Origin of the sequence: Cupriavidus basilensis OR16 (assembly GCF_000243095.1) — a bacterium.
GTDB classification, from domain to species: Bacteria; Pseudomonadota; Gammaproteobacteria; order Burkholderiales; family Burkholderiaceae; genus Cupriavidus; species Cupriavidus basilensis_D.
In genome coordinates this window covers 1-25,069 of the sequence record NZ_AHJE01000193.1, presented here as the reverse complement: position 1 = coordinate 25,069, position 25,069 = coordinate 1, and the positions used below count along the sequence as shown (strand labels likewise).

20 protein-coding genes and 4 pseudogenes are annotated in these 25,069 nt (G+C 65.0%); 14 read left to right on the top strand and 10 right to left on the bottom strand.

Annotated features, from left to right (window positions below; all coding sequences use genetic code 11):
- Window positions 1-11 precede the first annotated feature (11 nt).
- Complete coding sequence (locus OR16_RS37745; protein WP_237717382.1) at window positions 12-260, top strand: hypothetical protein; 249 nt, start codon at window positions 12-14, stop codon at window positions 258-260.
- Window positions 261-450: 190 nt separating this feature from the next.
- Here OR16_RS37745 and OR16_RS37740 read toward each other — a convergent pair whose 3' ends face one another.
- On the bottom strand, window positions 451-1,776 hold the full coding sequence (locus OR16_RS37740) for a PLP-dependent aminotransferase family protein (RefSeq protein ID WP_006164486.1): 1,326 nt from the start codon (window positions 1,774-1,776) through the stop codon (window positions 451-453).
- A gap of 121 nt (window positions 1,777-1,897) precedes the next feature.
- On the opposite strand from OR16_RS37740, the gene OR16_RS37735 reads away from it, so the two are divergent.
- Window positions 1,898-2,527: a LysE family translocator gene (locus tag OR16_RS37735; protein ID WP_006164484.1), complete on the top strand. Its 630-nt coding sequence runs from the start codon at window positions 1,898-1,900 to the stop codon at window positions 2,525-2,527.
- A 192-nt stretch (window positions 2,528-2,719) separates the two neighbouring features.
- On the opposite strand, the gene OR16_RS37730 is transcribed toward OR16_RS37735, so the two are convergent.
- Complete coding sequence (locus OR16_RS37730) at window positions 2,720-3,802, bottom strand: porin (protein WP_006164482.1); 1,083 nt, start codon at window positions 3,800-3,802, stop codon at window positions 2,720-2,722.
- A 579-nt stretch (window positions 3,803-4,381) separates the two neighbouring features.
- Between OR16_RS37730 and OR16_RS37725 the strand changes: the two genes are divergently transcribed.
- Entirely contained in the window at window positions 4,382-4,585 is a 204-nt protein-coding gene (locus OR16_RS37725) for a hypothetical protein (RefSeq protein WP_006164480.1), read from the top strand.
- A 5-nt stretch (window positions 4,586-4,590) separates the two neighbouring features.
- Window positions 4,591-5,793 (top strand): tripartite tricarboxylate transporter permease, encoded by a 1,203-nt coding sequence (locus OR16_RS37720; protein ID WP_006164478.1) that lies wholly within the window; start codon window positions 4,591-4,593, stop codon window positions 5,791-5,793.
- Window positions 5,794-5,818: 25 nt separating this feature from the next.
- Here OR16_RS37720 and OR16_RS37715 read toward each other — a convergent pair whose 3' ends face one another.
- Complete coding sequence (locus tag OR16_RS37715) at window positions 5,819-6,082, bottom strand: LysR family transcriptional regulator (RefSeq protein WP_006164476.1); 264 nt, start codon at window positions 6,080-6,082, stop codon at window positions 5,819-5,821.
- 148 nt (window positions 6,083-6,230) lie between these two features.
- Between OR16_RS37715 and OR16_RS37710 the strand changes: the two genes are divergently transcribed.
- Both OR16_RS37710 and OR16_RS37705 read left to right on the top strand, forming a co-directional pair.
- A complete protein-coding gene (locus OR16_RS37710; RefSeq protein ID WP_043422786.1) occupies window positions 6,231-6,464 on the top strand; it encodes an AbrB/MazE/SpoVT family DNA-binding domain-containing protein in 234 nt (77 codons plus the stop codon).
- A complete protein-coding gene (locus OR16_RS37705) occupies window positions 6,451-6,882 on the top strand; it encodes a PIN domain-containing protein (RefSeq protein WP_006164471.1) in 432 nt (143 codons plus the stop codon). Before OR16_RS37710 ends, OR16_RS37705 begins: the two co-directional genes overlap by 14 nt.
- Window positions 6,883-6,899: 17 nt before the next feature.
- Here OR16_RS37705 and OR16_RS37700 read toward each other — a convergent pair whose 3' ends face one another.
- The 5 genes from OR16_RS37700 to surE form a co-directional block, all read right to left on the bottom strand.
- A complete protein-coding gene (locus OR16_RS37700) occupies window positions 6,900-8,054 on the bottom strand; it encodes a Wadjet anti-phage system protein JetD domain-containing protein (RefSeq protein ID WP_006164469.1) in 1,155 nt (384 codons plus the stop codon).
- The gene (locus OR16_RS37695; protein ID WP_050983240.1) at window positions 8,038-11,082 is read right to left on the bottom strand and encodes an ATP-binding protein; all 3,045 of its coding nucleotides are present in this window, start codon (window positions 11,080-11,082) and stop codon (window positions 8,038-8,040) included. Before OR16_RS37695 ends, OR16_RS37700 begins: the two co-directional genes overlap by 17 nt.
- Entirely contained in the window at window positions 11,079-11,834 is a 756-nt protein-coding gene (locus tag OR16_RS37690) for a DUF4194 domain-containing protein (protein ID WP_006164466.1), read from the bottom strand. Before OR16_RS37690 ends, OR16_RS37695 begins: the two co-directional genes overlap by 4 nt.
- Window position 11,835: 1 nt before the next feature.
- On the bottom strand, window positions 11,836-13,332 hold the full coding sequence (locus tag OR16_RS37685) for a DUF3375 domain-containing protein (protein WP_006164465.1): 1,497 nt from the start codon (window positions 13,330-13,332) through the stop codon (window positions 11,836-11,838).
- A 237-nt stretch (window positions 13,333-13,569) separates the two neighbouring features.
- Window positions 13,570-14,292 carry a 5'/3'-nucleotidase SurE gene (gene surE, locus OR16_RS37680; RefSeq protein ID WP_050983243.1) on the bottom strand — a complete coding sequence of 241 codons (723 nt, stop codon included), beginning with the start codon at window positions 14,290-14,292 and terminating at the stop codon, window positions 13,570-13,572.
- A gap of 198 nt (window positions 14,293-14,490) precedes the next feature.
- Between surE and OR16_RS37675 the strand changes: the two are divergent.
- From OR16_RS37675 to OR16_RS37655, 5 genes and pseudogenes are all read left to right on the top strand, one after another.
- Window positions 14,491-15,426 (top strand): annotated as a pseudogene (locus OR16_RS37675) (DMT family transporter).
- Window positions 15,410-16,231, top strand: a complete 822-nt coding sequence (locus tag OR16_RS37670) for a helix-turn-helix transcriptional regulator (RefSeq protein WP_006164459.1) — start codon at window positions 15,410-15,412, stop codon at window positions 16,229-16,231. Before OR16_RS37675 ends, OR16_RS37670 begins: the two are co-directional and overlap by 17 nt.
- A 344-nt stretch (window positions 16,232-16,575) precedes the next feature.
- Window positions 16,576-17,955 carry an amino acid permease gene (locus OR16_RS37665; protein ID WP_006164458.1) on the top strand — a complete coding sequence of 460 codons (1,380 nt, stop codon included), beginning with the start codon at window positions 16,576-16,578 and terminating at the stop codon, window positions 17,953-17,955.
- Window positions 17,956-18,078: 123 nt separating this feature from the next.
- Window positions 18,079-19,047: a hypothetical protein gene (locus OR16_RS37660; RefSeq protein WP_006164457.1), complete on the top strand. Its 969-nt coding sequence runs from the start codon at window positions 18,079-18,081 to the stop codon at window positions 19,045-19,047.
- A gap of 40 nt (window positions 19,048-19,087) precedes the next feature.
- Window positions 19,088-20,235 (top strand): annotated as a pseudogene (locus OR16_RS37655) (glycosyltransferase).
- Between the two features lie 11 nt (window positions 20,236-20,246).
- Here OR16_RS37655 and hpnA read toward each other — a convergent pair.
- Window positions 20,247-21,248 (bottom strand): hopanoid-associated sugar epimerase, encoded by a 1,002-nt coding sequence (hpnA, locus tag OR16_RS37650; protein ID WP_043422774.1) that lies wholly within the window; start codon window positions 21,246-21,248, stop codon window positions 20,247-20,249.
- Window positions 21,249-21,406: 158 nt separating this feature from the next.
- Between hpnA and ispH the strand changes: the two genes are divergently transcribed.
- The gene (gene ispH / locus OR16_RS37645) at window positions 21,407-22,408 is read left to right on the top strand and encodes a 4-hydroxy-3-methylbut-2-enyl diphosphate reductase (RefSeq protein WP_050983239.1); all 1,002 of its coding nucleotides are present in this window, start codon (window positions 21,407-21,409) and stop codon (window positions 22,406-22,408) included.
- Between the two features lie 33 nt (window positions 22,409-22,441).
- Complete coding sequence (gene hpnH / locus OR16_RS37640) at window positions 22,442-23,608, top strand: adenosyl-hopene transferase HpnH (RefSeq protein ID WP_006164451.1); 1,167 nt, start codon at window positions 22,442-22,444, stop codon at window positions 23,606-23,608.
- 156 nt (window positions 23,609-23,764) lie between these two features.
- On the opposite strand, the pseudogene OR16_RS42405 reads toward hpnH, so the two are convergent.
- Window positions 23,765-24,067 (bottom strand): annotated as a pseudogene (locus OR16_RS42405) (ABC transporter substrate-binding protein); the annotation flags it as partial.
- Window positions 24,068-24,333: 266 nt separating this feature from the next.
- Between OR16_RS42405 and OR16_RS37635 the strand changes: the two are divergent.
- Window positions 24,334-25,069: pseudogene (locus OR16_RS37635) on the top strand (MMPL family transporter); the annotation flags it as partial.

The window sequence follows — 25,069 nt, the reverse complement described above, 5'->3', positions numbered from 1 at the left end:
GGAGGCCCGCCATGTCACGCATCGTCGTTGAACGCAGCTTTGCCACCCCGCAATCGGATGACGACATGAAAATCGTCGCCGACCGCGAGCGCCCCTGCCTCGCCCTCTACAACGTCACCTGGAAGCGCAGCCTGATCGCCGCCGACCGCAAGCGCATGCCGACCGCAAGCGCATGGTTTGCGAGTACGAAGCCGCCGATGCGGAAACGGTGCGCAAGATCCAGCACGAGGCGGCGGCAAGCTTTGACCGCGTATGGGTAGGCGACGTGATCGAATGAGTGTGAAGCCCGCTAGTGTCCTGAGTCTGAAATTCGTTGAAGACATAAGTCGGCCGAGCAGGCGTGCGAGCCTAGAAGCGAGGCGCAGCAAGGCTGGAGCGTTGCGAGCATTGGTGACGACGGATCGTGCGTCCTATCGGCTGACTTATTCAACGAATTTGTGATTCAGGACGCTAGCCGAGCACCGCCCGGCGCACTTTGACCAGAGCGTCCTCCAGCGCATCGTGCGAGATGGAGCCAAGCGCCAGCCGCAGCGCATGCGGCACGTTTGGCGTGGCGGCAAACGGCTGGGCCGTCGTCACCAGCACGCCTTCGCGCTCCAGGCCGGCGGCGACGCGGTCCGCGCGCAGGTCCTCCGGCAAGGTCAGCCACAGATAGTAGGAAGCGCGATGCGCGGTGACATCGCAACCGCGCAGCACACGGCGCGCCAGGCTTTGCCGCAGTCGCGCGTCCTTGCGCTTGCGATCCTCGAGATCGTCGACCAGCCCGGCATCGATCCAGTGGCAGCCCAGCGCCACGCTCAGTGTTGGCGTGTTCCAGGTCGAAACGCGGATCGCACTCTCCAGCGCCGGCACCAGCGCCAGGGGCGCGGCAACAAAGCCCACGCGCAAGCCGGATGCGACGCTCTTGGACAGGCCCGAGACATAAACCGTGTGTTCGGGCGCGTAGGTAAAGGCCGGCTTGGGCGCCGGCTCGGCCAGGAAGGCATAGGCGCCATCCTCGATGAGCAGGAAATCGTGCTTCGCGGCAAGCTCGGCAAGCCGGGCCCGGGATGCGTCCGCCATCACCGTGCCGAGTGGATTGTGCATCGTCGGCATGACATAGACGGCGCGCACCGGACGCCGCTTGCACAGCGCTGCCAGGCGCTCCAGGTCCATGCCTTGCGCCGTGTGCGGCACCGCTTCCAGGTCGAGGCGGTGCGCCTGCGCCAGCAGCTTCATGCCGGGGTAGGTCAGCGCGTCCACGGCCAGGACATCGCCCGGCTTGAGCAGGCCCATTACCGTCACGGCGAGGCCCTGCTGCGCGCCATTGACGATCAGCACCTGCTCGCCACCCACCCGGATGCCCCGGTTGCGCAGGTGCCTGGCCGCGGCCTGCCGCTCGTGCGCCCTCCCGCCCTGGGGCGCCGAATGCAGCAGCGCGTCGAGGTCCCCCGAGGCCGCAATGGTGCGCAGGCCGTCGCGCAGCATGTCGGCCTGGCCGGGCAAGGACGGATAGTTGAAGGTGAGATCGACCGCGCCGAAGCGCGCGGGGTGCTGCTCCATGCCCAGGCCGCGCGGCAGCGAGGTGTCGCGCACAAAGGTGCCCCGGCCGGTCTCGCCAACCACCAGCCCGATGGATTCCAGTGCCTTGTAGATGCGCGACGCGGTGGCCAGGGCGATGCCGTGCTGCTTCATCAGGGCGCGCACGGTCGGCAATTGCGTGCCGGGCGGCAGCGCCCCGTCGCGGATACGGCCCGCGATCTCGTCCATGATGGTTTTGTACCGGGCAGGGATCATGCCTTGGTCTGCGCTCCGTCTTTGTATCTAGAACAATTTTTTGTTTGTATCAGACGCTGAGATTACGCTACCAGCCTCGACAACGTAAAGGGCTCCGCGGAGCTTTCAGGAAAACCTGGGCATGATCGAATTCGCTACCTTGTCGGTGTTCGCCGCGGCCGTGATGGTGCTGCTGCTCTCACCCGGGCCAAACATGGCCTTCGTCATGGCGCACGGCGTCACCTACGGCCTCGGCGGCGGCGCGGCGGCCGCGCTCGGCATCGCCGCGGCGGACCTCGTGCTGACCGTCCTGACGGCAACCGGCATCACCGCCGTGATTGCCGCCTGGCCCCCGGCTTTCGACCTGATCCGGTATGCGGGGGTCCTGTACCTGCTGTGGATGGCCTGGAAAGCGCTGCGCCGCCCGCTGCTGCCGCTGGGCCCGGTGACCCGGCAGGCCTCGTTGAAATCGGTGTTTTTCCGCTCCACGCTGAACAGCTTGCTCAACCCGAAGGCCTTGCTGTTCTTCATGGTCTTCCTGCCCCAGTTCGTGGACACGGGCAAGGGCAACGTGGCGCAGCAATTGATTGTCTTGGGCTGCGTGCTGACGGCGATCAGCACCGTGTTCCACGGCCTGCTAGGCGCGGCAGGCGGCTCGGCAAGGCGGTTCCTGAGCCGCAACCCGCGTGCCGCCGTGCTCCAGAAATACGGGCTTGCCGTGGTGCTGGCGCTGCTGGCGCTGAGGCTGCTTGCCATGCCGAGGGTGTCCTAGCCGGCGGCGATGGCGGGCACTCCCATCCAGATCCGCGGTTCGGCGAAGAAGAGAAAAAAGGCCGGTCAATTTAACCGGCCAAGCGAGCCTCGCCGCAAAGCAAGGTCGATATGACGATTGGCGGCATCCTCCATGCGGAGGATGCCGCCCAGGTACTGCTTGAGTACCGCTCAGGTACCGCTTGGGTACCGTTTAGAAGCGGTGACGCACGCCGACGGTTGCGCCGGTCTGGTTCGCGCCCGGCAGGGCCGTGCCGCTGCCGTTCAGGCCCAGGGTGGAGCCCGACTTGTTCTTCACGTAGCCGATGTTCAGGTAGGCATCGGTGCGCTTGGACAGCGAGTAGTCGCCCGACAGCACGAACATCCACGGATCCCCGCCGCTGTTCTTCATGTCGGTGTAGTACGCCGCGCCGGTCAACAGGAACGCAGGCGTGAACTTGTACTGCGCGCCTGCCCAGTACACGTTGCTGCGGGTGACGGTGGCCGTGGCGCTTGCCGTGCCGTCGTCACGCAGCCAGCGGTAGCCGGCAAACACCTTGGCATCGCCAAAGGCATAGGACGTGCCGATGGCCGCGCGCTTGGCGGTGCGATCCTGCAGAGCCACCGACGATCCCTGGAACTGGTCATACGCGGCGCCAACGGAGAAGCCACCCACCGCGTAGGCCAGGCCCGCGCCGTAGTTGCGTCCCACCTTGCTTGCGCCCGGCACTTCGCTGCCGTTGGCCACCGTGGTGTCGCGCCCGGTGCTGTAGAAGGTGGTAGCCGTCAGGCCGCCGAACTTGCCCGTATACTTGATCGCGTTGTCGGCACGGCCGTTGAACTGCGAGTCGACGCTGTTGAGCGAGTAGCGCGGGCCGACGGCCATCGGGTCATAGGCGCCGAACAGGTCGTACAGCGAGTTTTGCTGGCGACCCAGCGTCACGGCGCCGAAATTGCCCTGCAGGCCCACGTACGACTGGCGGCCGAACAGGCGGTTGCCCTGGCCGGACATGCCGGTATCGATATCAAAGCCGCTTTCCAGCACGAAGATACCCTTCAGGCCACCGCCCAGGTCTTCGCTGCCGCGCAGGCCCCAGCGCGAGCCCGACAGGTTGCCGGAGTTCATGCGGGTAACGGTGCCACCCGCGGAACCGGTGGCAGGCATGTGGTTGATGATTTCGATGCCGACGTCGGCGATGCCGTACAGCGTGACGCCGGACGAGGAGGTTTGGGCGAACGCTGCGCCGGAGGCTGCGGCAGCAGCCGCGGCAGTTATTGCAAGGAGAGCTTTCTTCACTGATTTTCTCTGTCTTATGGATGGATGAGGCAGTCTTCCGCCAGCCGCGGGCAACCATGCGATAGACGCCATGAACCGCACCCGTGGCGGCAGACCGCATTGTCCAGGTCTTTTGTGAAAGCTTGATGTCGCTTTGCATGCCTGCATGTCTGCATGACTGCAATTGCCGTCATCCCGGCGTGGTTCGCGCACGCCGGGATCCGGCGAGCGAGAGCGATATAGCACAACGTGATGCAAATGGCTTTGCGCGGCTTGCCGGCAGTGCATGAGCAATGCATCACTTGGCTGCAAGCTGGCTCGATATCCGCCGACAAAGTTCCCTGCCTCTTTGATTTTCAGCGCTAGGGATTACGCCTATCCACGAGAAATTCTTCACAACATCGCTAGCCCGAAAGCCATTTGCAAGCCGCCGGAAAGCCGTTTGGAAGATGCCGTTTCTACAGTCTCGACACCCGCTCACGCCCGCGATGCAGTCGCGGCAAGGCAAGGGCGTAAAAACAGGAGACGGAGGGACCACCTCATGCAACAACACAGCAACGCGCGCTACCGCCCGGGCAGCCGGATCAGAGGGGATCTGCGATGAACACCCCCTCACGCTTCAAGAAGGACTACTACGGCGGCGGGCTGATGACGCTGATCGGGCTGGCCACGGTGGTGGCCGGCCTGCAATACCACACCGGTACCTTGGCTGCCATCCTGGCGCTGGCCATGTGCGCCATCGCCACGGTGGTGTTCTGGTGGGCGCTGCAACTGCAGCTGCCGCTATTTGCCTGGGGGGTCTGAACATCATGACCGCGAACGCTCTGCATGATCTCTGGTTCGGCTTTGGCGTTGCCTTCCAGGGCTCCAACCTGATGTGGTCCTTCTTCGGCGTGCTGATGGGAAACCTGATCGGCGTGCTGCCCGGCATGGGCGCGCTGTCGGCCATCTCCATCCTGCTGCCGCTTACCTATGCCATGCACCCGGTACCCGCCATCCTGATGCTGGCGGGGATCTTCTATGGCTCGCAATATGGCGGCGCCATCGGCGCGATCCTGCTCAACCTGCCCTCCCACCCGCCGCATGCGGTCACCTGCCTGGACGGCTATCCGCTGACGCGCGCCGGCAAGGGCGGCACGGCGCTGGGCATCACCATGATCTGCTCATTCTTCGCCGCGTCGGTGGGCATCATCGTGATGATCTTCGCCTCGCCGCTGCTCACCGAGATCTCCTTCAAGTTTGGCCCGACGGAGATCTTCTCCATCATGCTGCTGGGCTTGCTGGCAGGCTCCACCATGTCGCGCGGGTCCCCGCTCAAAGGCGTGGCGATGACGCTGTTCGGCCTGGTCTGCGGCTGTGTCGGTACCGACGTGAACAGCGGCACCTTCCGCCTGGCGATGAACATCCCCGAGCTTAGCGACGGGCTGGAACTGGTCGCCATCGCCATGGGCCTGTTCGGCGTGGCGGACTTCCTGCTCAACGTCAACCGCATGAGTGTCATCGCCACCAAGACCAAGCTGCGCATCCGCGACATGCGGCCCAGCCTGGCCGAGCTCAAGACCGCCTTCTGGCCCATGGTGCGGGGCACCGCGGTAGGCACGGTGTTCGGCGCCATGCCCGGGACCGGCCCCACCATCACGACATTCGTCGCCTATGCCCTGGAGCGCAAGATATCCAAGACGCCGGAGAAGTTCGGCACGGGCATGATCGCGGGCGTCGCCGGGCCGGAAGCCTCCGCGCACTCGAAGACGCAGGTCGACTTCATCCCCACCATGAGCCTCGGCATTCCGGGTGACGCCGTGATGGCGCTGATCCTCGGCGCGCTGATGATCCAGGGCTTGGCCCCCGGGCCGCAACTGATCAGCGATCACCCCGACAGCCCGATCAGCTGCGTCTTCGTCGTGCTGTCCGCCTTGCTGTTGACCGGCGTCACCTACTCCGCGTGGCGTGCCCGCGGCGGTACCGGCAAAGTGGCCGCGCTGCCCGGTGGCGAGCTTGCCGTCAACGAGTAGCCACTGCGCAGGCCTGCCGACGCGGCTACCCTGGGAGAGGATAGTCCGCGTCGAACGCCGCGAACCGCGCCTGCAGGAACTCGATCAGGCGGCGCTGCCGGTAAGACGGAAACCGGCTGCGCAGGAACACCAGTTGCGGCGGCACGCTGTCCTGGTACCACTCGGGAAACAGCAGCACCAGGCGGCCGGCGCTGACGTCAGCCGCCACATCGAACCCGCTCTCGAAGGCAATGCCGTGGCCCGCCAGCGCCTCGGGCGACGCCGGCGTGGCCACCGCCACAGGGCGCATGCCACAAGGACGGCGCTAGCCGCATTGCGTGAAAAGCACGGAAAAAAGGCCAGTACGCCACTAAATTGACCACTCCTTGCTGCCTCTCACACGATGATATACATTTCACAATGTATATCATCCTTGAATGCCATGGGAGCAGCAGATCGTGCAAGTCAGCAAATGGGGAAATAGCCTGGCCATCCGCCTGCCCGCCTCCGTGGTGGACGCGCTGGAGTTGCGCGAAGGCGACGACATTGAAGTCGTGATCGCCGACGACCGGGTTTTCCAGGTCAGGAAGAAACCCGGCAGCGCCGACCATCTGGCGAAACTACGGCGGTTCCGCGGGCGCCTGCCGGCCGATTTCAATTTTGACCGGGACGATATCAATGACCGCGCGTAAGGCGTTCATCGATAGCAACGTACTGTTGTACCTGCTGTCCGCCGATACGGCAAAAGCGGATCGCGCCGAAGCCATCGTCCAGGCCGGGGGCCGGATCAGCGTACAGGTCTTGAACGAAATCACCAACGTGGCGCGCCGCAAGCTGGCTATGCCGTGGCCAGAAGTAAACGAGGTTGTGAAACTGATTCAGTCCCTGTGCCCTGTGGAGCCGCTCACTGTGGAAACTCATGACAAAGGCAGGCAGATTGCCGAACGCTACGGGTTCAGCGTCTACGATGCGATGATCATAGCGGCGGCGCTGTTGTCCGGCTGCGAGACCCTGTATTCCGAGGATATGCAGGATGGAATGCTGATAGAAGAAGAGGGATTGCGTGTTCGCAATCCGTTTGCGGCAGGGCTGTCCCTTGGGGCGGTTTGAGGGCACCGAGCTACAGGTCAACCCGGCGAGGCGCTATGCCACGCGATTAGCGCTGCGGCTACCAGATCCGGCGGCAGGAACTCCTGCTCAAGGCGCCCGCGCTCCTGCCTGCGCAAATACTGATAGAACTCCCTTTCAACGACTGTCAGGCCCTCCGGCGGCTCGACACCGGCCGGCACAGGCTCCGCCACAGCCAACGCTACAGCGTATTGATCGAAGCAGGCTCGATTCATCTGCACGACAGTCACGTCGGGCTGGGCCTGCCGTGCCCTGGCCAGCATCGTCAGCCCCCAGGTGTCCATGTCGCCCCAATAGGCAACATGCTTGTGCGCCAGCCATTCGGCTCGCATCCAGCCTAGGCTCAAACCCGCACCGAGGATGGCGACGGAATCCGCCAGCGCCGGCAATTGATGCAGGCAGCGCTCGTTTTCCACGATCAGGATATGGCTGACGGACTCCGGCAACAGGCCAAGCTCGCTGACGCGCACGCGCTGCTGCGAAAATGGCAGCAGTCTCGGCGCCAGCGGCACCAACAGGAGCCAATGATCGCTATCATCGGCTGCATCCAGGAAGGACTCCAGCCCGAGCTCGCCGGGCAGTCCGTCAAAGCGCACATCGAGCATCTGGATCAACAAGGCGCGATTGCGTTCGATGAACTTGCTATCAATATTGCAAACAGTCAAAGCGCGCAGCGGCCGTCCTCCCGCACAGCCAGGCGTCAAGGCCAGGGCGACCTCGCTCGCCTTGGCAACTTCGCCTGCCGAGCGGTCTACCGCAAGGCGGCGTTGGCGCAGGATCAAGGGATGGAAGAGCGGATCGACAGCCTGTACCAACTTGCCCAGCGCCCGATACTCAGCCTGGATCGTTGGATCCCCAGTCGCTAAGACCCATTCCGACGGCGTGCGCAATTCCCAACTCAGCGGTACTTCAACCGGCGCATTGCCGGCTCGGTACGCCACATCCTGCCAGACAACCGTTCCGACTTGCATCTCACGCCAGCGCTGCACATGCCGCCTGACCAGGCCGGTCTCGTCGGCAAAGGCCCTCGCGCTCGGCCTGCCTATAGACAGACTCAGCGGCCAGCTATCGGCCTGGAGCAAGCGAGCCACGCGCACTTGCGCGGATTGCCAATGCCTGGCGAGCTTCGCCGCCAACTCATCCGGTGACTTCATCTTGGCTGTTTTGTCTAGAGCGAGCGAGCACATCCAGCTCTTCCCAACTCAGCGATGTCATGGTGGCCTGCTGCCCTCTGCGGTGAATCAGGATCGCGGAGCGGGTATGCGCGCGCAGCAGACGCATTTCCTTGTTCGGTGTGACGAACAACGGATGCAGACCAAACTCCCGCAGCGCCGAAATAATCCGCCCGGCCACGGCCTGCGAGCTTTTCGAGAAGGCCTCATCCAGCACGATGGTGCCGAATAGCGGCTTGCTCCCACCATCCGGGCACAGGGCATAGCTCAGCGAGGCTGTCAGGATATAGCTGGCGATGATTTCCTTCTCGCCACCACTTCCGCCCTGCGACCCGGTGCGGGTTTCCACGACCGCACCCGTGCCGCGCTCGATCACCGATACGGCAAACTGCAGGCGATAGCGCGGATCCAGCAGCGCACGCGCGCCAACCGTGGTCCGGCGCTCGCTGGCTTCTCGCAACAGCGTGACCACATGCGCCAGGGCCCGGAAGTGGCTTTCGCCCTGATCATCCTGCAATGCCGCCGAGCGTAGCGCGCGTTGCGCCTGCTGCAGCGTTTTCAGGCTCTCATGAACCACTCGGCGCGGATCCAGCCGCAGATACCGCCCGGGCTGGAAATCCACCCGGCGCATGGTGTTGTTAAGATCTTCGATGCGTTCCTCGATGATCGCCACTTCGTTCTCGATACTGCCGAGTAACTGGGTTACGCCCTGGTCCGAGGACTGGTTGAGGTAGTTCAGGAAGCGTTGCAGCTGGAAGCGTTGCAGCTTCTCTGGCAGGGCCTCTTCGTTCAGTATCTTCAGGCGCGCCAGGTATTGCGGCACGTCCTCCAATTCAGTGCCGACGTCGGACAGGGTGCCGGTATCCTCGCCTTTGGCATGTCCCATGGCGCGGATCAGGTCCCTCTCGCAGCGAACAAGCTCGTTGGCGAGCTTTTGCAGGTGCCCACGCAAGCGCCCTTCCGCCTCGGTCTCGTGATCCTCCAGTGCATCGACTTGTTGCACACCGGACAGATCGAAATGCTGATGTGCCAGCGCTAGCTGCCCAGCCTTCAACCCCTCGCCGCTGCGTCGGTAGGCGCGTTCCCGCTGTGCTATCGCAACCTCGAGGTCTTTCTGCAAAGTGACTTGAACCATGCGAGCCTTTTGCCACGCCTCAGACCTTTGCCTCAGCAGCGTCTTGGCATCTTGCCATCGCTGCTGCGCCCTCGCCGTGTCCGACTCGGGATCGGTCAGATCAATCAGGCGCCGTTGCAAATCAGCAAGGTCGCCTTCTGCTGCGGGTAGGTCGATGTCCTGGAACTGCAGACCCAGCAAGCGCTCAAGCAGGCCCAGGCGTACGCGGCTTTCACCCACTGCCGCCTTGCCCAACTCGAACAATTCCTCATGCCTCTTAAGCGCCGCCGTGGCCTGACGCAACTGTTCTTCCAGCTCCGCCAGGCTGTCTTTGTTATCGAAACCGGTCATCCACCCCTGATGGAGAGGCGTCTTATCCTGTTTCTCGAAAAAGCCAGTCTTGCCTGACATCAAGCCCTGCGCCGTCAAGCCGTGCGGGGTACTTTTCAGCATCTCGGGTGAGGCAACACAATGACGGTCGATCTCGGTCAGGAATTGCCTGAGCGCTTCCCCGTAAGCGTGGTCCTTGAAATTCAGCTTCCGGGTGAAACCGTCCTCAAAAGAGCCAGGGGCTTGCGCAGGCTCCTTCACCTCCAGCAAGCGAACGTGCAGCCGGTTATCGCGGCCGTTTACCCACGACAACGCCGCTTTCATCACCTGTGGCGGCACCATCAGACGAAGTCGATGCCCGCCAATGGCGCGCTCGATGGCACCTCGCCATTGGGCTTGATTTGCGTGCACTTCCACCATCTCCGCAACAAACGGCAAGGCATCCTCAGGCTGACCGAGATGTGCGGCGAGTTCGCTCCTGAACTGCTGAAATGGCCCTGGAATGTTGGAGCCGGGTCGCGCCTGGACCTGCCGCAAGGATTCCATCACTTCCGAGGCAACCACCTTGCTGACCTCTACCTTGGCGCCGTGCGCGAAAGCCTCGCCTTCCTGCCCCGCAAGCGACCCTTCATACTGGACTTTCTGCTGGCCAGCCTGCCGCTGCCCCTCTCCAAAAGCCTCAGTTGTCAAGGTGCCATCGAGCGCCAAAGACTTCGTCAGTTGCTGATAGTCCCGCGCATAGCGTTGAAGAGTCTCGCAGTGCTTGCGTTGCCTTTCTATTTGCTCCTCCAGCAATTCGACGTTGCTGCCGCCGGTCTGCAGGTAGCGGTCACGCAGAGCTTGCTCCTGCACCTCTTGCTCACCAATCTCCGTGGACAGTGCATCGACACGCTGTGTGCAAAATCCGATCTGCCTCGCTAGATCGTCGGCCCGTCCATGCCAAAGCTGGTGGGCGCGCAGCGCATAGCAAACCGGCAGCATGGCAATCAGGTCGAGCTGGACCGCTTGTTGCTGCCGGTACTCGCCGCGCGACTGCCAGCCCTTCTCGACCGGCAGCAAGGCCCCGGCGTGATGCACTTCGAGCCACTCATCCAGTCCTTGCTGCTCCTGCCGGGAAATCAACCAGATCCGGTCAAGGTCGGCGCGCCGACTACTACCCTCCAACGTAAAGATGCCGGCGATGGTCAAGCGCACATTGCCGTTGCCAAAGCTCGCGGCGATCGCGGACACGGTCTTGCCCGGCCGGGCAATATGGTCAGTATCGCCACCACGTCCCACCCCGGACACGCCGCGTACATAGGACACCAGATCGCGATCGCTTTCATGCCCGCCGGTTGAGGCCAGGTTGTAACGCGGCTGGGCCGCGATCAATGTCATCAGGGCGTCGACCAGCGTCGTCTTGCCGCTGCCGGTTTGCCCGATGATCGCGGTACCCTCAATATCGATCTCGGCATGGTGCCGTCCCCCAAACGGTCCCCAGTTGTAGACGTCGAGATGCGTCAGCACATAGGCTGCGGAGGGCAGCAACTCCTCGATTGATGGATACCCTGTCTGGGGAGGTTTCATACGGCGTCCTCCGAATCGCTCGACGCACCGCTATCGTCGTCAGCGCCCGCATGCGCCGCGAGCCTAAGGGCCTGCAACAGGCTTTGCAGGTTCTCGGGATTGGCAAGATGGACGATGATGGGCCGGATGGCGACCTGATCGTGCGGATCGACCTCGGAAACGATGCCATGCGGCTTTAGCTTCTCCAGCAAGGTGCGCAAACGCTGCTGTTCGCGCGCGTCGCTGCCCAGGTTGCCCAGGTACAGCTGCAATTGCGGTAGCAGGTCTTCCAGCGCCACTTGGGCATCTCCCGCCCCAATCCCGCCCTCCTGTTCATGCGCCACATAGTGCTGACGCAGCAAGGCCACCAGCAGCGATTGTTCGAGCGTCAGGCGCTGGCGGCGCACCAGAGGATGCGACCACTCTTCCTCCGCCTCCGCAAACAAGGGTTGTGACACCACCAGAAAAGCCAGCCCTCGCACGTCGTCGATCTTCAATGCCAGGTCCAGCGGCTCCAGGATGCGATCGATATCGGCCGCATGGGTAGTAGCGATGCGATAGAGATTAGGCTTTCTCGCGGCCTCCAGCAGACCGAGCTTGAGCAACTCCTGGCAGGCATCCTTGACCTGACGCGGGGTGATGGCAAGCCCACGCTCGGCTCCGGCTTGCGCGGCAGATGGGAGCGGAACCTCTTCCTCGCTGTGCCGCGAAGACGAATCCACGGTTGCGGCGGGCCCATCCGCCGCGGTCAGGTCATCGAAAATGCTCGCCATGCTATATCTCCATGTCCAAGCCGCGCAGATGTTCGGCGCCCAATTCCACCTGGGGCACCTGGAAACGCAGGGCAATTCCGTCACGGCCAAGCACATCTACGCGCTCGCGCTGCCGATGCACCGGGGCGTCAGCCTCCCTCGCCATGCTCAACCACAACGCGATCGACTCCAGATCATGGGTCGGCGGCAGATGCCGCGCCAGCTCGGCAATGCCCATGGCCTGCCCGCTCTCCTCCAGCAAGGCCAGCGTCCGCTCCATCAATGCCTGGCGGTCAAGACTATCGAACGCATCCCAGAAATCCTCATCGATCAGCGTGGTATCCATGCTGCGGGAGCCCAGCTCGAGGCCCTGCTGCTCATCGTCCTCGCTGGCCTTGAAGCGAAGCCGCTCTACTAGTGGCAGCCCCGACACCGCGATGGCGACTGGCGGCAAAGGTCCGGCCTGGCGGCGTACCGCAACACTGCCCCAGTCCACCGCCAGGGCCTGCTGCAGGATATCGTTGACCAGTTCTCCAACCCGATGATGCTCGGCAGCCAAGCCCGTCTTGAGGAAACCCTTGACATCACGCTCACTGCGGGCCCGTGCACGAATCACCGCTGCTGACTCGTCCACCAAGCGAATGATCAACCAGCGCAATTCACCTTGCTGCTGCGAATTCAAGGCCGACCGGGTGGCTGGATGCCTGATGATCGAACGCAAGCGATGCTTCATTGCATCCAGTTCTGCCGAGCGCCCCAACTGCTGCTGAAAACCATGAAACACCTTGCCCTCCGGCGTCTCCAGCAGGCCATCGTGGCTATTCAGCAACTTGTCGACAACCTCGCCCCGATGGTTGCGCTCGCTGACAATCGATTGCCGCAGCCGCCGGTCCGCCTCGCGATAGGAATCCTCCACCCGCCGGAAGTCCCCCCGCAAGCTGGTGGCCAGGTTGAATATTTCGCGAATGCCCTCGGTTGCCTCGGCATCGCTCAGTACCTTGACCTCACCTGCGTTGACCGCGGCCAGTTCGCTCTCGAGTTCGGCGATCTTGCGTTGCAAGTATCTGGCGCGGCTGCGCGGGTCCGGGTTCAGGCTTGACTCCAGACTCTCGATCTCCCGTTGCACGATGGACAAGCGCGATGCGGTTGATGTCATCAGCCGGCCTTCGAGTCCGGCTACGAACCTCAACGCTTCCTCCAGCGCGTCCGTAGCATACAGGCGCCCCTCCCGCTCGATCACCAGCGCGCGCCGGATCCAGGCGCGCAACTCCTTGCGCGCTGCAGCCGCGCTGTCGTCAGCGTCGACGCCAAATTCGTCGCTATTGGCATGCTGCTCCAGCAGCGCCGCCAAGGCCTGCTGCGCCTCTTCGCAGACGATCCCGTCGTGACTCCTCTCGAACAGCGTCTGCAGACAACTCAGCACCAGCGGTGAACTACGCGCTGCAAGCAATTGCCAGGCCGGATGCTGGCGCCGGGCCTGCACATACTGCTGCGTACGTTGCTTCCAATCGAGATCCATCTCGCTATCTGTGTGAAGTGCTTTCGAAATTCCGGTCAAGGAAAACCATGCCGTGAAGGCCCAATCTTCCGGCGTGAAGACAAACGCCGGATCCCCTCGAAGGGAGATGCTATCAGACGGGTTCGGGAGAGAAAGGCCAGCGCAGGATCCAAGTGGTCGCCGATCATCGAGGCAGCAAACATCGACGCGGGCCCTGCGAGGTAATGCCGCCCCGGGGCGGCACCACCGGTCATTCCCTCAAAGCCGCCCCGCCAACTCCGCGGCTGCCTCCTCGTCGGTGCGCTCGAAGCGCAGCGGCGTCACCGAAATAGCGCCCCGGCCGACCACCACCGCCTCGCTGTCATCGGAGTCCGGGCGCGGGCCGCGCGAGAACTGCAGCCAGTGATAGGGGATGCCGCGCGGGTCGACATGGGCCCGCACGGCAAGATCCTTGACGAGGCCGACGCCCTGGCGGGTGACCGTGAGCGGGCCGGCGGACTCGGGCGCCACATCGGGGAAATTGACGTTCAGGCAGGCCTGCTGGTTCCAGCCGGCGGCAAGCAGGCGGCGGATCACGCCGGGCGCCAGCGCGCGGGCCGTTTCCCAGCGTACCGCGTTGCGATCGGTGAAGGCCTGGCTCAGCGCGATCGCCGGGATGCCCAGCAACACGCCGGTCATGCCGGCGCCGACGGTGCCGGAAAACACCGTCTCAAGCCCAAGGTTGGCGCCGCGGTTGATGCCCGACAGGACCAGGCTGGGCGGGGTGTCGGCCATCAGGTGCCGGGCTGCCATGACGACGCAGTCGCCCGGCGTGCCGCTGACGCCGAAGCGGCGTTCGCCTTGCTGGCTGATACGCAGCGGCGCATGCAAGCTCAGGGAGTGCGAGGTGCCGCTCTGGTCATGCTCGGGCGCGACCACCCAGACCTCGCGCGCCAGCGTTGCCGCCACGGCCTCTAGCACGGCCAGGCCGGGGGCGTCGATGCTCGTAGGTTGACGAAGGCTGGGCTGCCTTGCGCGGCATGCGCCATGGCAGTCGGGGCTAGCGCCAACTATAAACCGAAGCCGTGGCGGTTCGTCCGCATTGCCGGATTTGCCAAGACAGGATGGCATCGGAGACTTAAGCTGCGGCCCATTGTTGATCATTGCCGCCCCCACGCGCCGCCGGCGCGCTGAAACACCATGCCGTCATCCCGCCTCAGTGTCCCCGCCTCGGCCACCTGGCTGTCCAGCCTGGCCTTTGTCCTGATCTGGTCGACCGGGTTCATCGTGGGCCGGGCCATCGTGCCGGTGGCCCAGCCCAGCCTGTTCCTGCTGGCCCGCTTCTCCCTGGCGGCCATGCTGTTCGCGACCGTGGCCGTTGCCGGCGGCGCGCGCTGGCCGCCGCTACGCGAACTGCCGCGGCACTTGCTGGCGGGCGCGCTCCTGCACGGCGGCTACCTGGGTGGCAGTTACTGGGCCATTGCGCATGGCCTTGCGCCGTCGGCCATGGCCTTGCTCGGTGCCTTGCAACCGCTGCTGACCGCGCTGCTGGCGATCCCGCTGCTAGGCGAGTTCCCGTCGCGCCAGGGCTGGGGCGGGCTGGCGCTGGGCTCCTTGGGCGTAATATTGGTGGTGGCACCCGCCACCCTGGCCAGCGCGCCCAGCCCCGTTTCACCGTGGGTGGTGCTGGTGGCGGTCATTTCCATCCTCTCCATCACCATGGGCACGATCCTGCAGAAGACCTCGATTGCCGCAGCCGACCTGCGCACCAGCATGGTCTGGTAGAACGCGGGCGGCGCCTTGGTAGCCGGTGCGCTGGCATGGATGCTGGGCGAGTTGCACTGGCAGCCGGGTGTGGCGCTGTGGGCGGCGCTGGCCTGGGCCACGCTGGTGCTCTCGGGCCTGGGCACCTATCTGCTGGTGCGCATCGTCAGGCGCGGGCAGGCTGCCACCGCCGCCTCGCTGATGTTCCTGGCGCCGCCGCTGGCGGCGCTGCAGGCCTGGCTGCTGTTTGGCGACAGGCTCGGACCCCTGCAGTTGCTGGGCCTGCTGGTTGCCGGCATTGGGGTCTGGCTATGCCAGACCGGCCAAGCTGCGCAGCCCCCTCGCAAGACTAGCCATGCTGCCGCGCGGTGACCATGCCGTCGTGCCGGCGCAGGCGGGCCGGCCGGCTCCGCTGGTGGAAACGCGCGTCTACCAGCCGGAGCGGGAGTGGCATCGCCATGACTACCATCAGGTCCTGTTCGGCCTGGACGGTGCGTGCGAGCTGGAAATCGGCGGCCACCTGCACCGGCTCGATCCCTGCGGCGGGCTGATCGTGCCCGCCGGGGAGCGTCACGACTTCCTGGGACTGGCCGGCAACCGGCAACTGGTGCTGGACATGCCGCTGGATTCGCTCGCGTTGCCGGCCGCGTTGATGGACCGGCCCACGGCGTTCGCCATCACCGGCGGCTGGCGCGAACGCGTGCGGCGCCTCGCTACGCTGCCTCCGGGAGCAAACTCGCGGCAACATCACTGGCAACTGGCCGCTACCCTTGCCGCCGACCTGGCACAGGCGCTGGGCGTGGACGGCCGCGCCCAGCCCGCGCGTTTTCCGCTGGCGCAAATCGATGCCTACCTGCGCCGGCACCTGGACACGCCGCTGCGGGCCGACCAGCTCGCCGCGCAGTTCGGCTGGAGCGTGCGGCGTTTCCACACGCTGTTCTGCAACGCCTTTGGCGATACGCCGCACCGCTACCAGATGCGGCTGCGGCTGGACCAGGCCGCGCGCCTGCTGGCGGACCGGGCACAGCCGCTGGCGGATATCTCGCTAGCGCTCGGCTTTCCCGACCAGACCACCTTTACGCGCAGCTTCACCCAGCGCTTCGGCCTGCCGCCGGGCGCATGGCGCGCCGGACTCGGGCTGGCGAGCATCGCCTTGCCGGCATCGCGCCAGCGCTAGCGTGAAGCGGCGACAGCCGCCGGATCTCGGCAGTAATTATTCCTGCCAGATATCGATATTTCCCAAACAAATACTGATCGATTGTCTTTAACCTGCACGCCACTTCCGTTCAATAGTGCCGCTCCTGGCTGCCTGCTTGATTGCCACCCTTGTATTAAAAGGCAAACAATTGCGCCGACAGCCAGGTTTTCAGTAGGACATGCCCATCCGGCATTCCCTGAAAACCTGCGGCACTGGCCCCGTCGCCCATCATCTGCGCGGCGGGGCCAACGGAGGCAGGAAGAGCACCCGGGCCGCCCCCAAAAGGGGCGGCTTCCGGACAATTACCGATCGGAGACAAAAAGATGAGTGAAAACGCAGAAGCGTTGCACCGCGGCCTGGGCGAGCGCCAGATCAGGCTGATGGCGCTGGGCTCGGCCATTGGCGTGGGCCTGTTCCTGGGTTCGGCCACCGCCATCAAGATGGCAGGCCCGGCCATCATGCTGGCCTACATCATCGGCGGCGCCATGATCTTCCTGATCATGCGGGCACTGGGCGAGATGGCCGTGCACAACCCGGTGGCAGGCTCCTTCTGCCGCTACGCGCAGGACTACATGGGGCCGCTTGCCGGCTACCTGACCGGCTGGAACTACTGGTTCCTGTGGCTGGTGACCTGCATCGCCGAAATCACGGCCGTTGCCATCTACATGGGCATCTGGTTCCCCGACGTGCCGCGCTGGATCTGGGCGCTTGCCGCGCTGGCAGCGATGGGCTCGATCAACCTGATGACGGTCAAGGCCTACGGCGAATTCGAGTTCTGGTTCGCCATGATCAAGGTCGTCACCATCGTGCTGATGCTGGTGGGCGGCACCGGCATGATCGTGGCCGGCTTCGGCAACGGCGGCGTGGCGGTCGGCATTTCCAACCTGTGGCAGCACGGCGGCTTCATGCCCAACGGCGCCTCCGGCGTGCTGATGTCGCTGCAGATGGTGATGTTCGCCTACCTCGGCGTGGAGATGATCGGCCTGACCGCCGGCGAAGCCAAGAACCCGCAGAAATCGATCCCGGGCGCCATCAACTCGGTGTTCTGGCGCATCCTGATCTTCTACGTGGGTGCACTGTTCGTGATCCTCGCCATTTATCCCTGGAACGAGATTGGCACCCAGGGCAGTCCCTTCGTCATGACCTTCGAGCGGCTGGGCATCAAGACCGCCGCCGGCATCATCAACTTCGTGGTGCTGACCGCGGCGCTGTCGTCGTGCAACGGCGGCATCTTCAGCACCGGGCGCATGCTCTACAACCTGGCCCAGCAAGGCCAGGCGCCGCGCGCCTTTGCCGTGGTCGACCGCAACGGCGTGCCCCGCCGCGCCTTGCTGGTCTCGATCGCGGCACTGCTGTGCGGCGTGCTGCTGAACTACCTGGTGCCCGAGAAGGTGTTCGTGTGGGTGACATCGATCTCCACCTTCGGCGCGGTCTGGACCTGGGCCGTGATCCTGGTCACGCAGATGAACTTCCGCCGCGGCCTGTCCCCGGCCGCGCGCAGCAAGCTGGCCTTCCGCATGCCCTTCTGGCCCTATGGCTCGTGGGTGGCGCTGGCCTTCCTGGGGCTGGTGGTGGCGCTGATGGCGTACTTCCCGGATACGCGCATCGCGCTCTATGTTGGCCCGGCCTGGCTGATCCTGCTGACTGTGCTGTACTACAAGCTGGGCATGCAGTCTCGTTTGCCGGTGCAGTACCAGGGCTAAGTCCCGTCCTGCCTTGGCTGGCCATGCAGTAGCCTCTCGCGTGCCGTGATGCTTGTCTGGCACGCGCAGGCGCGCTGGCCACGCTAGAATTACCCCCGGACCATCAACCGCCAGGGGAGCAGGATGTCAGACGCGCTTGCCACACCCAGCAGGACCAGCGAGCCGGGTACCGAAGCCAAGGCCGCCGCCGTGGTCGCGGCCCTCGCGAAAGCCGAGATCGACCAGGCCGACCATGCCATGCGCAACTGGACCGATCCCGAGCCCGGGGCGGTCCGCATCGGCTCGCCACAGCATCTGCGCATGTTCTGCAATATGCTGCTGCAAACCCACAACCCCTACAAACCCGCTGTCATCGACTGGCCCCGGCTTGACCCGGATGCCCTGCACCGTGTCATCTCGCTGCCGATCTGGGATATCGCGGTGCAGACAGAAGGCCGCGCATCCGTGCGGGTGCAGGCCTTCGCCGATACCGTGTCCGATCCCCTGCTGTGCAGCGCGCTGGAAATGGATGGCGGCGAGGAGGCACGGCACAAGGTGGTGTTGTCGAAACTGGTGGAAGCCTACGGCATCGCCCTGGCGCCCGAACCCGAGTATCGTCCGCCCGCTGACGTGGAGTGGGGTTGGCTGGTCACCGGCTACAGCGAATGCATCGATAGTTTTTTTGCCTTTGGCCTGTTTGCCGCGGCCAAGCGCTCGGGCTTCTTCCCGGCCGAACTGGTGGAAACCTTCGAGCCGGTCATCCAGGAGGAGGGCCGGCACATCCTGTTCTTTGTCAACTGGGCGGCCTGGTATCGCTGCAACCTGCCCTGGTGGCGGCGCCCGCTGTACGCGCTCAAGGTGATGCGAGTGTGGGCGTTCCTGATCTGGGAGCGCATTGGCATTGCGCGCGGCATCGACGCCGACGGCGTGGCCAAGGACGCGAACTTCCCCATGAACAGCACGGCCTCGCTAGCCGAAGCCTTGTCCCCGCGGGCGATGATCGAGCTTTGCCTGGCCGAGAACGACCGCCGCATGGCCGGCTACGATCCGCGCCTGCTGCGCCCCGAAACCGTGCCCAAGCTGGCCCGCCTTGCCCGGCGCCTGTTACGCTGAGCCCCCCTGCCCTACTTATCCGGTCCTGGAGTTTTTTGAGATGTTCGTGTTGTCCCTGATCTCGCTCGCCATCTGGTGCGTGCTGCTGGCCGGCCGTGCCGGCTTCTGGCGGGTGCGCAAGCCGGGCCTCGCGCCCGCCCCCGCGCAATGGCCGGAGGTGGTTGCCATCATCCCGGCCCGCAACGAGGCGGACGTGATCGGTGGCGCCGTGGCCAGCGTGCTGGGCCAGGCTTATCCCGCAGCGCTGCGGCTGGTGGTGGTGGACGACCACAGCACGGACGGCACGGCGGACATCGCGCGCAGCGCCGCAGCGGCGCGCGCGCGCAGCGCCGCAGCGGCGCTGGGCAAGGCGGATGCGCTCACCGTGATCACGGCACGCGACCTGCCGGCCGGCTGGAGCGGCAAGGTCTGGGCGCAGTCGGAGGGCCTGGAAGCGGCCGACAACGCTGCGCCCGGCGCGGGCTGGGTGTGGCTGACGGATGCCGACATCCATCACGGCGATGGCGTGCTGGCCCAGTTGGTGGCACGTGCTGCGCATGAGCAGCGGGATCTGGTTTCACTGATGGTGCGGCTGCGCTGCGCATCCTGGTGGGAACGCCTGATCGTCCCGGCCTTTGTGTTCTTCTTTGCCAAGCTCTACCCGTTTGCCCGCGTGAACAATCCGCACAGCGGCGTGGCTGCGGCCGCCGGCGGCTGCATGCTGGCGCGCCGCAGCGCGCTGGCGCGCATCGGCGGATTTGCCGCGATCCGGGGCGAGCTGATCGATGACTGCAGCCTGGCTGCCTGCATCAAGGTCTCGACCTGGCCGACGACAGCGTCTCCGTGCGCCCCTACGATGACTGGCGCAGCCTGTGGGACATGATTGCCCGCAGTGCCTACACCCAATTGCACTATTCGCCGCTGCTGCTGGCCGGCGCAGTGGCGGGCATGGTCCTCACGTACCTGGCGCCACCCCTGCTGGCGCTGGGTGGCGGCCTGCGGCTGTGGCCGGCATGGGCCGCCTGGCTGGCCATGGCGCTGGCCTACGTGCCCATGCTGCGTGAATACCGCCAGCCGCTGTGGCTGGCGCCTCTGCTGCCGGTGACGGCGTTGTTTTATCTCGGCGCCACAATCGACTCAGCGCGCCGCTACTGGCTGCGCAAGGGCGGCCAGTGGAAGGGGCGCGCGCAGGCGCCCCAGCGCGGCTGAGCTTGGCGGGCCTAGCGCAGGTAGCCCGCGGTGCGGAACCAGGCGAGCGCCTCGCTCAGGCCTTGCTGGTAAGGCCGCGCCTGGTAGCCTAACGCCAGGCGGGCTTTCTCCGAACTGAAGAACATCCGGTATTTCGACATCGACAGGCCATCCGCCGTCAGGAAGGGTTCCTTCCCGGTCATGCGCGCCACCGCCTCCGCCGCGTAAGCGAGCGGGTAAAGCGGCCAGCGCGGCAAGCGGATGGTGGGCGCGCGCCGCCCCGTCATGGCGGCGATATCGGCCAGCATCTGCTGCAGCCCGACGTCCTGCCCGCCGAGGATATAGCGCTCGCCGGTCACGCCACGCTCCAGCGCCAGCATATGCCCTTCGGCCACGTCATCCACATGCACCAGGTTCAGGCCGGTATCGACAAAGGCGGGAATCTTGCCGCTGGCGGCCTCGACGATGATGCGCCCGGTGGGCGTGGGCCGCACGTCGCGCGGGCCGATCGGCGTGGAGGGGTTGACGATCACGGCGGCGAGCCCGTCACGGGCCACCATGCGCTCGACCACGCGCTCGGCCAGCACCTTGCTGCGCTTGTAGGCGCCGATGGCCTCATGGCCGCTCATGGCGGCCTCTTCCGTCACCGGCGCGGTGGCACCCGCCACGCGCAAGGTCGCCACGCTGCTGGTGTAGACGATGCGCTCGACACCGCATGTGAGTGCCGCGCTCATCACAGTCTCGGTGCCAGCCACATTGGTGCGCACGATTTCCTCGGGATCCGGCGCCCACAGCCGGTAGTCCGCCGCCACGTGAAAGAGATAGCGCACGCCGCGCAGCGCGCTCTCCATGGCGCGCGCGTCGCGCATATCGCCCTCGGCGATCTCCACGGGCAGGCCCTCCAGGTTGCGCCGCGGACTGCCGGCGCGTACCATCGCCCGCACCCGAAAACCGCGCGCCAGTGCCTGCCGCGCTACTGCCGAGCCGAGAAAGCCGGATGCGCCCGTTACCAGGACGTAGTCCCCTGAACTCATATCACCCACCGGTAAAACCCTCAAAGTGTTGCTGGCAGTAGCCAGGTGCCAGGCAAAGGTTGCGGCACGGGTATATAGTAACCACCGTATGACGGGAAAGTGATTCCGGAATATCTACTCATGCTGAACCCGTTGACTGGGTCGGGGGGCCTATCTTTATGCAGGTGATTCTTGCTCAACCCCGCGGTTTTTGTGCTGGCGTGGTGCGCGCGATCGAGATTGTAGACCGTGCCCTCGTCAAACACGGAGCCCCGGTGTTCGTGCGACACGAAATCGTGCACAACAAGCACGTGGTTGAAGCGTTGAGACACAAGGGCGCTCGCTTCGTGGAAGAACTGGACGAAGTGCCGACCGGCGCCGTCACCATCTTCAGCGCGCATGGCGTCTCCAGGGATGTCGAAAGCGATGCCAAGACCCGCCAGTTGCACTCCATTGACGCGACCTGCCCGCTGGTGATCAAGGTCCACACCCAGGGCCGCCAGTATGCTGCCAGTGGCCGCACCGTGATCCTGATCGGCCATGCCGGCCATCCGGAAGTCGAGGGCACGATGGGGCAGATTCCCGGCAAGGTGATCCTGGTGCAGAGCGAAGCGGAAGTCGCGCTGCTCGACCTGCCCACGGACACGCCGGTTGCCTACGTTACCCAGACTACCCTCAGCGTTGACGACACACGTAATATAATTGCCGCCCTGAGCGGGCGTTTTGCCAATTTGGTCGGGCCGGATACGCGTGATATCTGCTACGCCACGCAAAACCGCCAAAGCGCCGTGCGCGAGCTCTCCAAGCGGGTGGAAGTGATCCTTGTGATCGGCGCCACCAATAGTTCCAACTCCAACCGCCTGCGCGAGATCGGCACGGAGAGCGGTGTGCCCAGCTATTTGATTGCCGATGGCAGCGAACTGAACCCCGAGTGGGTGCGCGGCGTTGAAGTCGTGGGGATCACGGCCGGCGCCTCCGCCCCCGAGGAAATGGTCAAGGACGTGATCGCCACGCTGCGCCAGCTCGGGCCGGTAGACGTGTCGGTCATGGATGGCCGCGAAGAGCACGCCGAATTCCGCTTGCCAGCCGAACTGGCCGATCCGTCGCCGCGCAAGCGGGCAGCCGGCACGGCCACTGCCGAAACCGCGCCGCAGCCGGACCCGCAAACGGCCGCTGGCTAACGCCCGGCCGCCCCTATCACAAGGAAGTAAATTTTGGCCATTCCCTTTCTGCAGGTTGCCCGCGTGGGCGCCTATGTCGTCAAGCAGCACCTCTCCGGCAACAAGCGCTATCCGCTGGCGCTGATGCTCGAGCCGCTGTTCCGCTGCAACCTGGCCTGTAACGGCTGCGGCAAGATCGACTATCCGGACCCCATCCTGAACCAGCGCTTGTCCATCGAGCAGTGCCTGGGCGCGGTCGACGAATGCGGCGCGCCGGTGGTCTCCATCGCCGGTGGCGAGCCGCTGCTGCACAAGGACATGCCGACCATCGTCAAGGGCATCATTGCGCGGCGCAAGTTTGTGTACCTGTGCACCAATGCGCTGCTGATGGAAAAGAAGCTGGACCAGTACGAGCCGAGCCCGTACTTCGTCTGGTCGGTGCACCTGGACGGCGATCGCGAGATGCATGACCGTTCGGTCAGCCAGGAAGGCGTGTACGACCGCTGCGTCGAGGCCATCGCCGCCGCCAAGAAGCGTGGCTTCCGCGTCAATATCAACTGCACGCTGTTCAACGATGCCGAGCCGGAAAAAGTCGCCCGCTTCTTCGACTCCGTGAAGGCCATGGGCGTGGACGGCATCACCGTCTCGCCGGGTTACGCCTACGAACGCGCGCCCGACCAGCAGCACTTCCTGAACCGCGGCAAGACCCGCCAGCTGTTCCGCGACATCCTGGAACGCGGCCGCGCCGGCAAGAACTGGGCTTTCAGCCAGTCCACGCTGTTCCTGGACTTCCTGGCCGGCAACCAGACCTACAAGTGCACGCCCTGGGGCAACCCGGCGCGCACCGTGTTCGGCTGGCAGCGTCCATGCTACCTGCTCGGCGAAGGCTACGTCGACACCTTCAAGGAATTGATGGAAGGCACCGACTGGGACGCCTATGGCGTTGGCAACTACGAGAAGTGCGCCGACTGCATGGTCCATAGCGGCTTCGAGGCCACCGCGGTGGCGGACACCATCGCCCACCCGCTCAAGGCACTGGGCGTGACCCTGCGCGGCGTGCGTACCTCGGGCCCGATGGCGCCGGATATCGACCTGACCAAGCAACGCCCGGCCGAGTACGTATTCTCGAAGCACGTCGAGATCAAGCTCGAAGAGATTGGCCGCTCGAAGCCTTCCAAGGCAGCCAACGACGCCGCGGCGCGCAAGGCCGCTGCGCACTAAACCGAAGGCTGGCTGGCAAAAAGGCTCGCTCCCGGGTACCGCGCGTACCCGGGAGCGAGCCTTTTCTTTTATGCCTGACGCTGTCGCTGATGCACTGGCCCAGGCCAGGTGCTCAGGCGTCGGCGGACTGCCGCGCGTTGTGGTTGGCCAGGTACTTTGCTTTTGCTGCTCGGGCGTGGCATTGCGCCAGGCGCTGCCGACCGCCAGCCGGGTGGTGCGCTCAAAATCGGCGTATGGCAGGAACTGGCGCTGCACGACCGCGGTGATCTTGGCGAGATCGCCGTTGCGCGTATCGGGACTGGACTGGATGGTACCGATCACGCCCTCGACCGCCGCGCGCACCAGGCGGTCCGGCGAGGACTTGTCGACCGTTTGCGCTTGCGCGGGGCAAACCATGGCCACCGCGGCAAGCGGAACGAGGGGGACGAGGACCTGGAAAGCAATACCGTGTTTCTTCATGCGAATTTGGACCTGAGAATGCCAGTCGGTTCGCCGCCGGCAATGCCCGGCAGACTTGCCAAGAAAATCAAAACGGGAAACGCGCCACGCCGCTGCAAGGCTACCGCCTGGCCCGCGCGCACGTGCCGGGCCAGTATAGCGTACCGGCGTGCTCGCTCCGCGCAGCGCCACCCCCGCTGCGTCCCGTTATACTCGCGGCTGCCGCTTTGCGCCTTTGACTACGGGCGTTGTAGCCCACCACACCGTTACTGCTCCCTATATCGCCCATGTTGACGTCGTTGGTCATCCGCATTGTCCAGTTTTCCACCCGCCGCGCGTGGCCCGTGATCGCGCTGGCGCTGCTGCTGAGTATCGTCAGCGGCGTCTATGTCGCCGGCCACTTCGCCATCAATACCGATATCAGCCGCCTGCTCGAGTCGGACCAGCCCTGGGCGCGCCGCGATGCCGCCGTGAGCGCTGCGTTTCCCCAGCGCGACCAGATGATCCTGGCCGTGGTGCAGGCGCCGGCCCCAGAGCTGGCGGACGCCGCCGCCAATGAGCTGGCCGGCGCGCTGGGCAAGCAGGGCAAGCTCTTTCGTGCCGTCAGCCAGCCCGGCGGCGAGTTCTTCGAGCGCAACGGCCTGCTCTTCGTCGAAACGCCCAAGCTGCGCGATGTCACCTCGCAGCTGACCCAGGCGCGGCCGTTGCTCAACGCACTGGCGCACGACCCGACCCTGCGCGGCCTGTCCGATACGCTGTCGACCACGCTGTCGCTGCCGCTGCAACTGGGGCAGGTCAAGCTGAGCGACATGGCCAGACTGCTCGGCAAGAGCGCGGATACGGTCGACCAGGTGCTGGCTGGCAAGCCAGGCGCGCTGTCCTGGACCGGGCTGGTCGATTCCAGCCAGGAACCGGCTCCGGGCCGCCCCGCCACGTCGTTCGTCGCGCTCAGCCCGGTGCTTGACTACGCTGGCCTGCAGGCTGGCGCGGATGCCGCGGATGCCATCCGTGCCACGGCAACCA

Excerpts from the sequence above, each read along its gene's own strand:
- OR16_RS37745 (WP_237717382.1), top strand. The coding sequence starts at position 12 with ATGTCACGCATCGTCGTTGAACGCAGCTTTGCCACCCCGCAATCGGAT.
- OR16_RS37740 (WP_006164486.1), bottom strand. The coding sequence starts at position 1,776 with ATGATCCCTGCCCGGTACAAAACCATCATGGACGAGATCGCGGGCCGT.
- OR16_RS37735 (WP_006164484.1), top strand. The coding sequence starts at position 1,898 with ATGATCGAATTCGCTACCTTGTCGGTGTTCGCCGCGGCCGTGATGGTG.
- OR16_RS37725 (WP_006164480.1), top strand. The coding sequence starts at position 4,382 with ATGAACACCCCCTCACGCTTCAAGAAGGACTACTACGGCGGCGGGCTG.
- OR16_RS37720 (WP_006164478.1), top strand. The coding sequence starts at position 4,591 with ATGACCGCGAACGCTCTGCATGATCTCTGGTTCGGCTTTGGCGTTGCC.
- OR16_RS37715 (WP_006164476.1), bottom strand. The coding sequence starts at position 6,082 with ATGCGCCCTGTGGCGGTGGCCACGCCGGCGTCGCCCGAGGCGCTGGCG.
- OR16_RS37705 (WP_006164471.1), top strand. The coding sequence starts at position 6,451 with ATGACCGCGCGTAAGGCGTTCATCGATAGCAACGTACTGTTGTACCTG.
- OR16_RS37700 (WP_006164469.1), bottom strand. The coding sequence starts at position 8,054 with ATGAAGTCACCGGATGAGTTGGCGGCGAAGCTCGCCAGGCATTGGCAA.
- OR16_RS37695 (WP_050983240.1), bottom strand. The coding sequence starts at position 11,082 with ATGAAACCTCCCCAGACAGGGTATCCATCAATCGAGGAGTTGCTGCCC.
- OR16_RS37690 (WP_006164466.1), bottom strand. The coding sequence starts at position 11,834 with ATGGCGAGCATTTTCGATGACCTGACCGCGGCGGATGGGCCCGCCGCA.
- OR16_RS37685 (WP_006164465.1), bottom strand. The coding sequence starts at position 13,332 with ATGGATCTCGATTGGAAGCAACGTACGCAGCAGTATGTGCAGGCCCGG.
- OR16_RS37670 (WP_006164459.1), top strand. The coding sequence starts at position 15,410 with ATGCTGCCGCGCGGTGACCATGCCGTCGTGCCGGCGCAGGCGGGCCGG.
- OR16_RS37665 (WP_006164458.1), top strand. The coding sequence starts at position 16,576 with ATGAGTGAAAACGCAGAAGCGTTGCACCGCGGCCTGGGCGAGCGCCAG.
- OR16_RS37660 (WP_006164457.1), top strand. The coding sequence starts at position 18,079 with ATGTCAGACGCGCTTGCCACACCCAGCAGGACCAGCGAGCCGGGTACC.
- hpnA (WP_043422774.1), bottom strand. The coding sequence starts at position 21,248 with ATGAGTTCAGGGGACTACGTCCTGGTAACGGGCGCATCCGGCTTTCTC.
- ispH (WP_050983239.1), top strand. The coding sequence starts at position 21,407 with ATGCAGGTGATTCTTGCTCAACCCCGCGGTTTTTGTGCTGGCGTGGTG.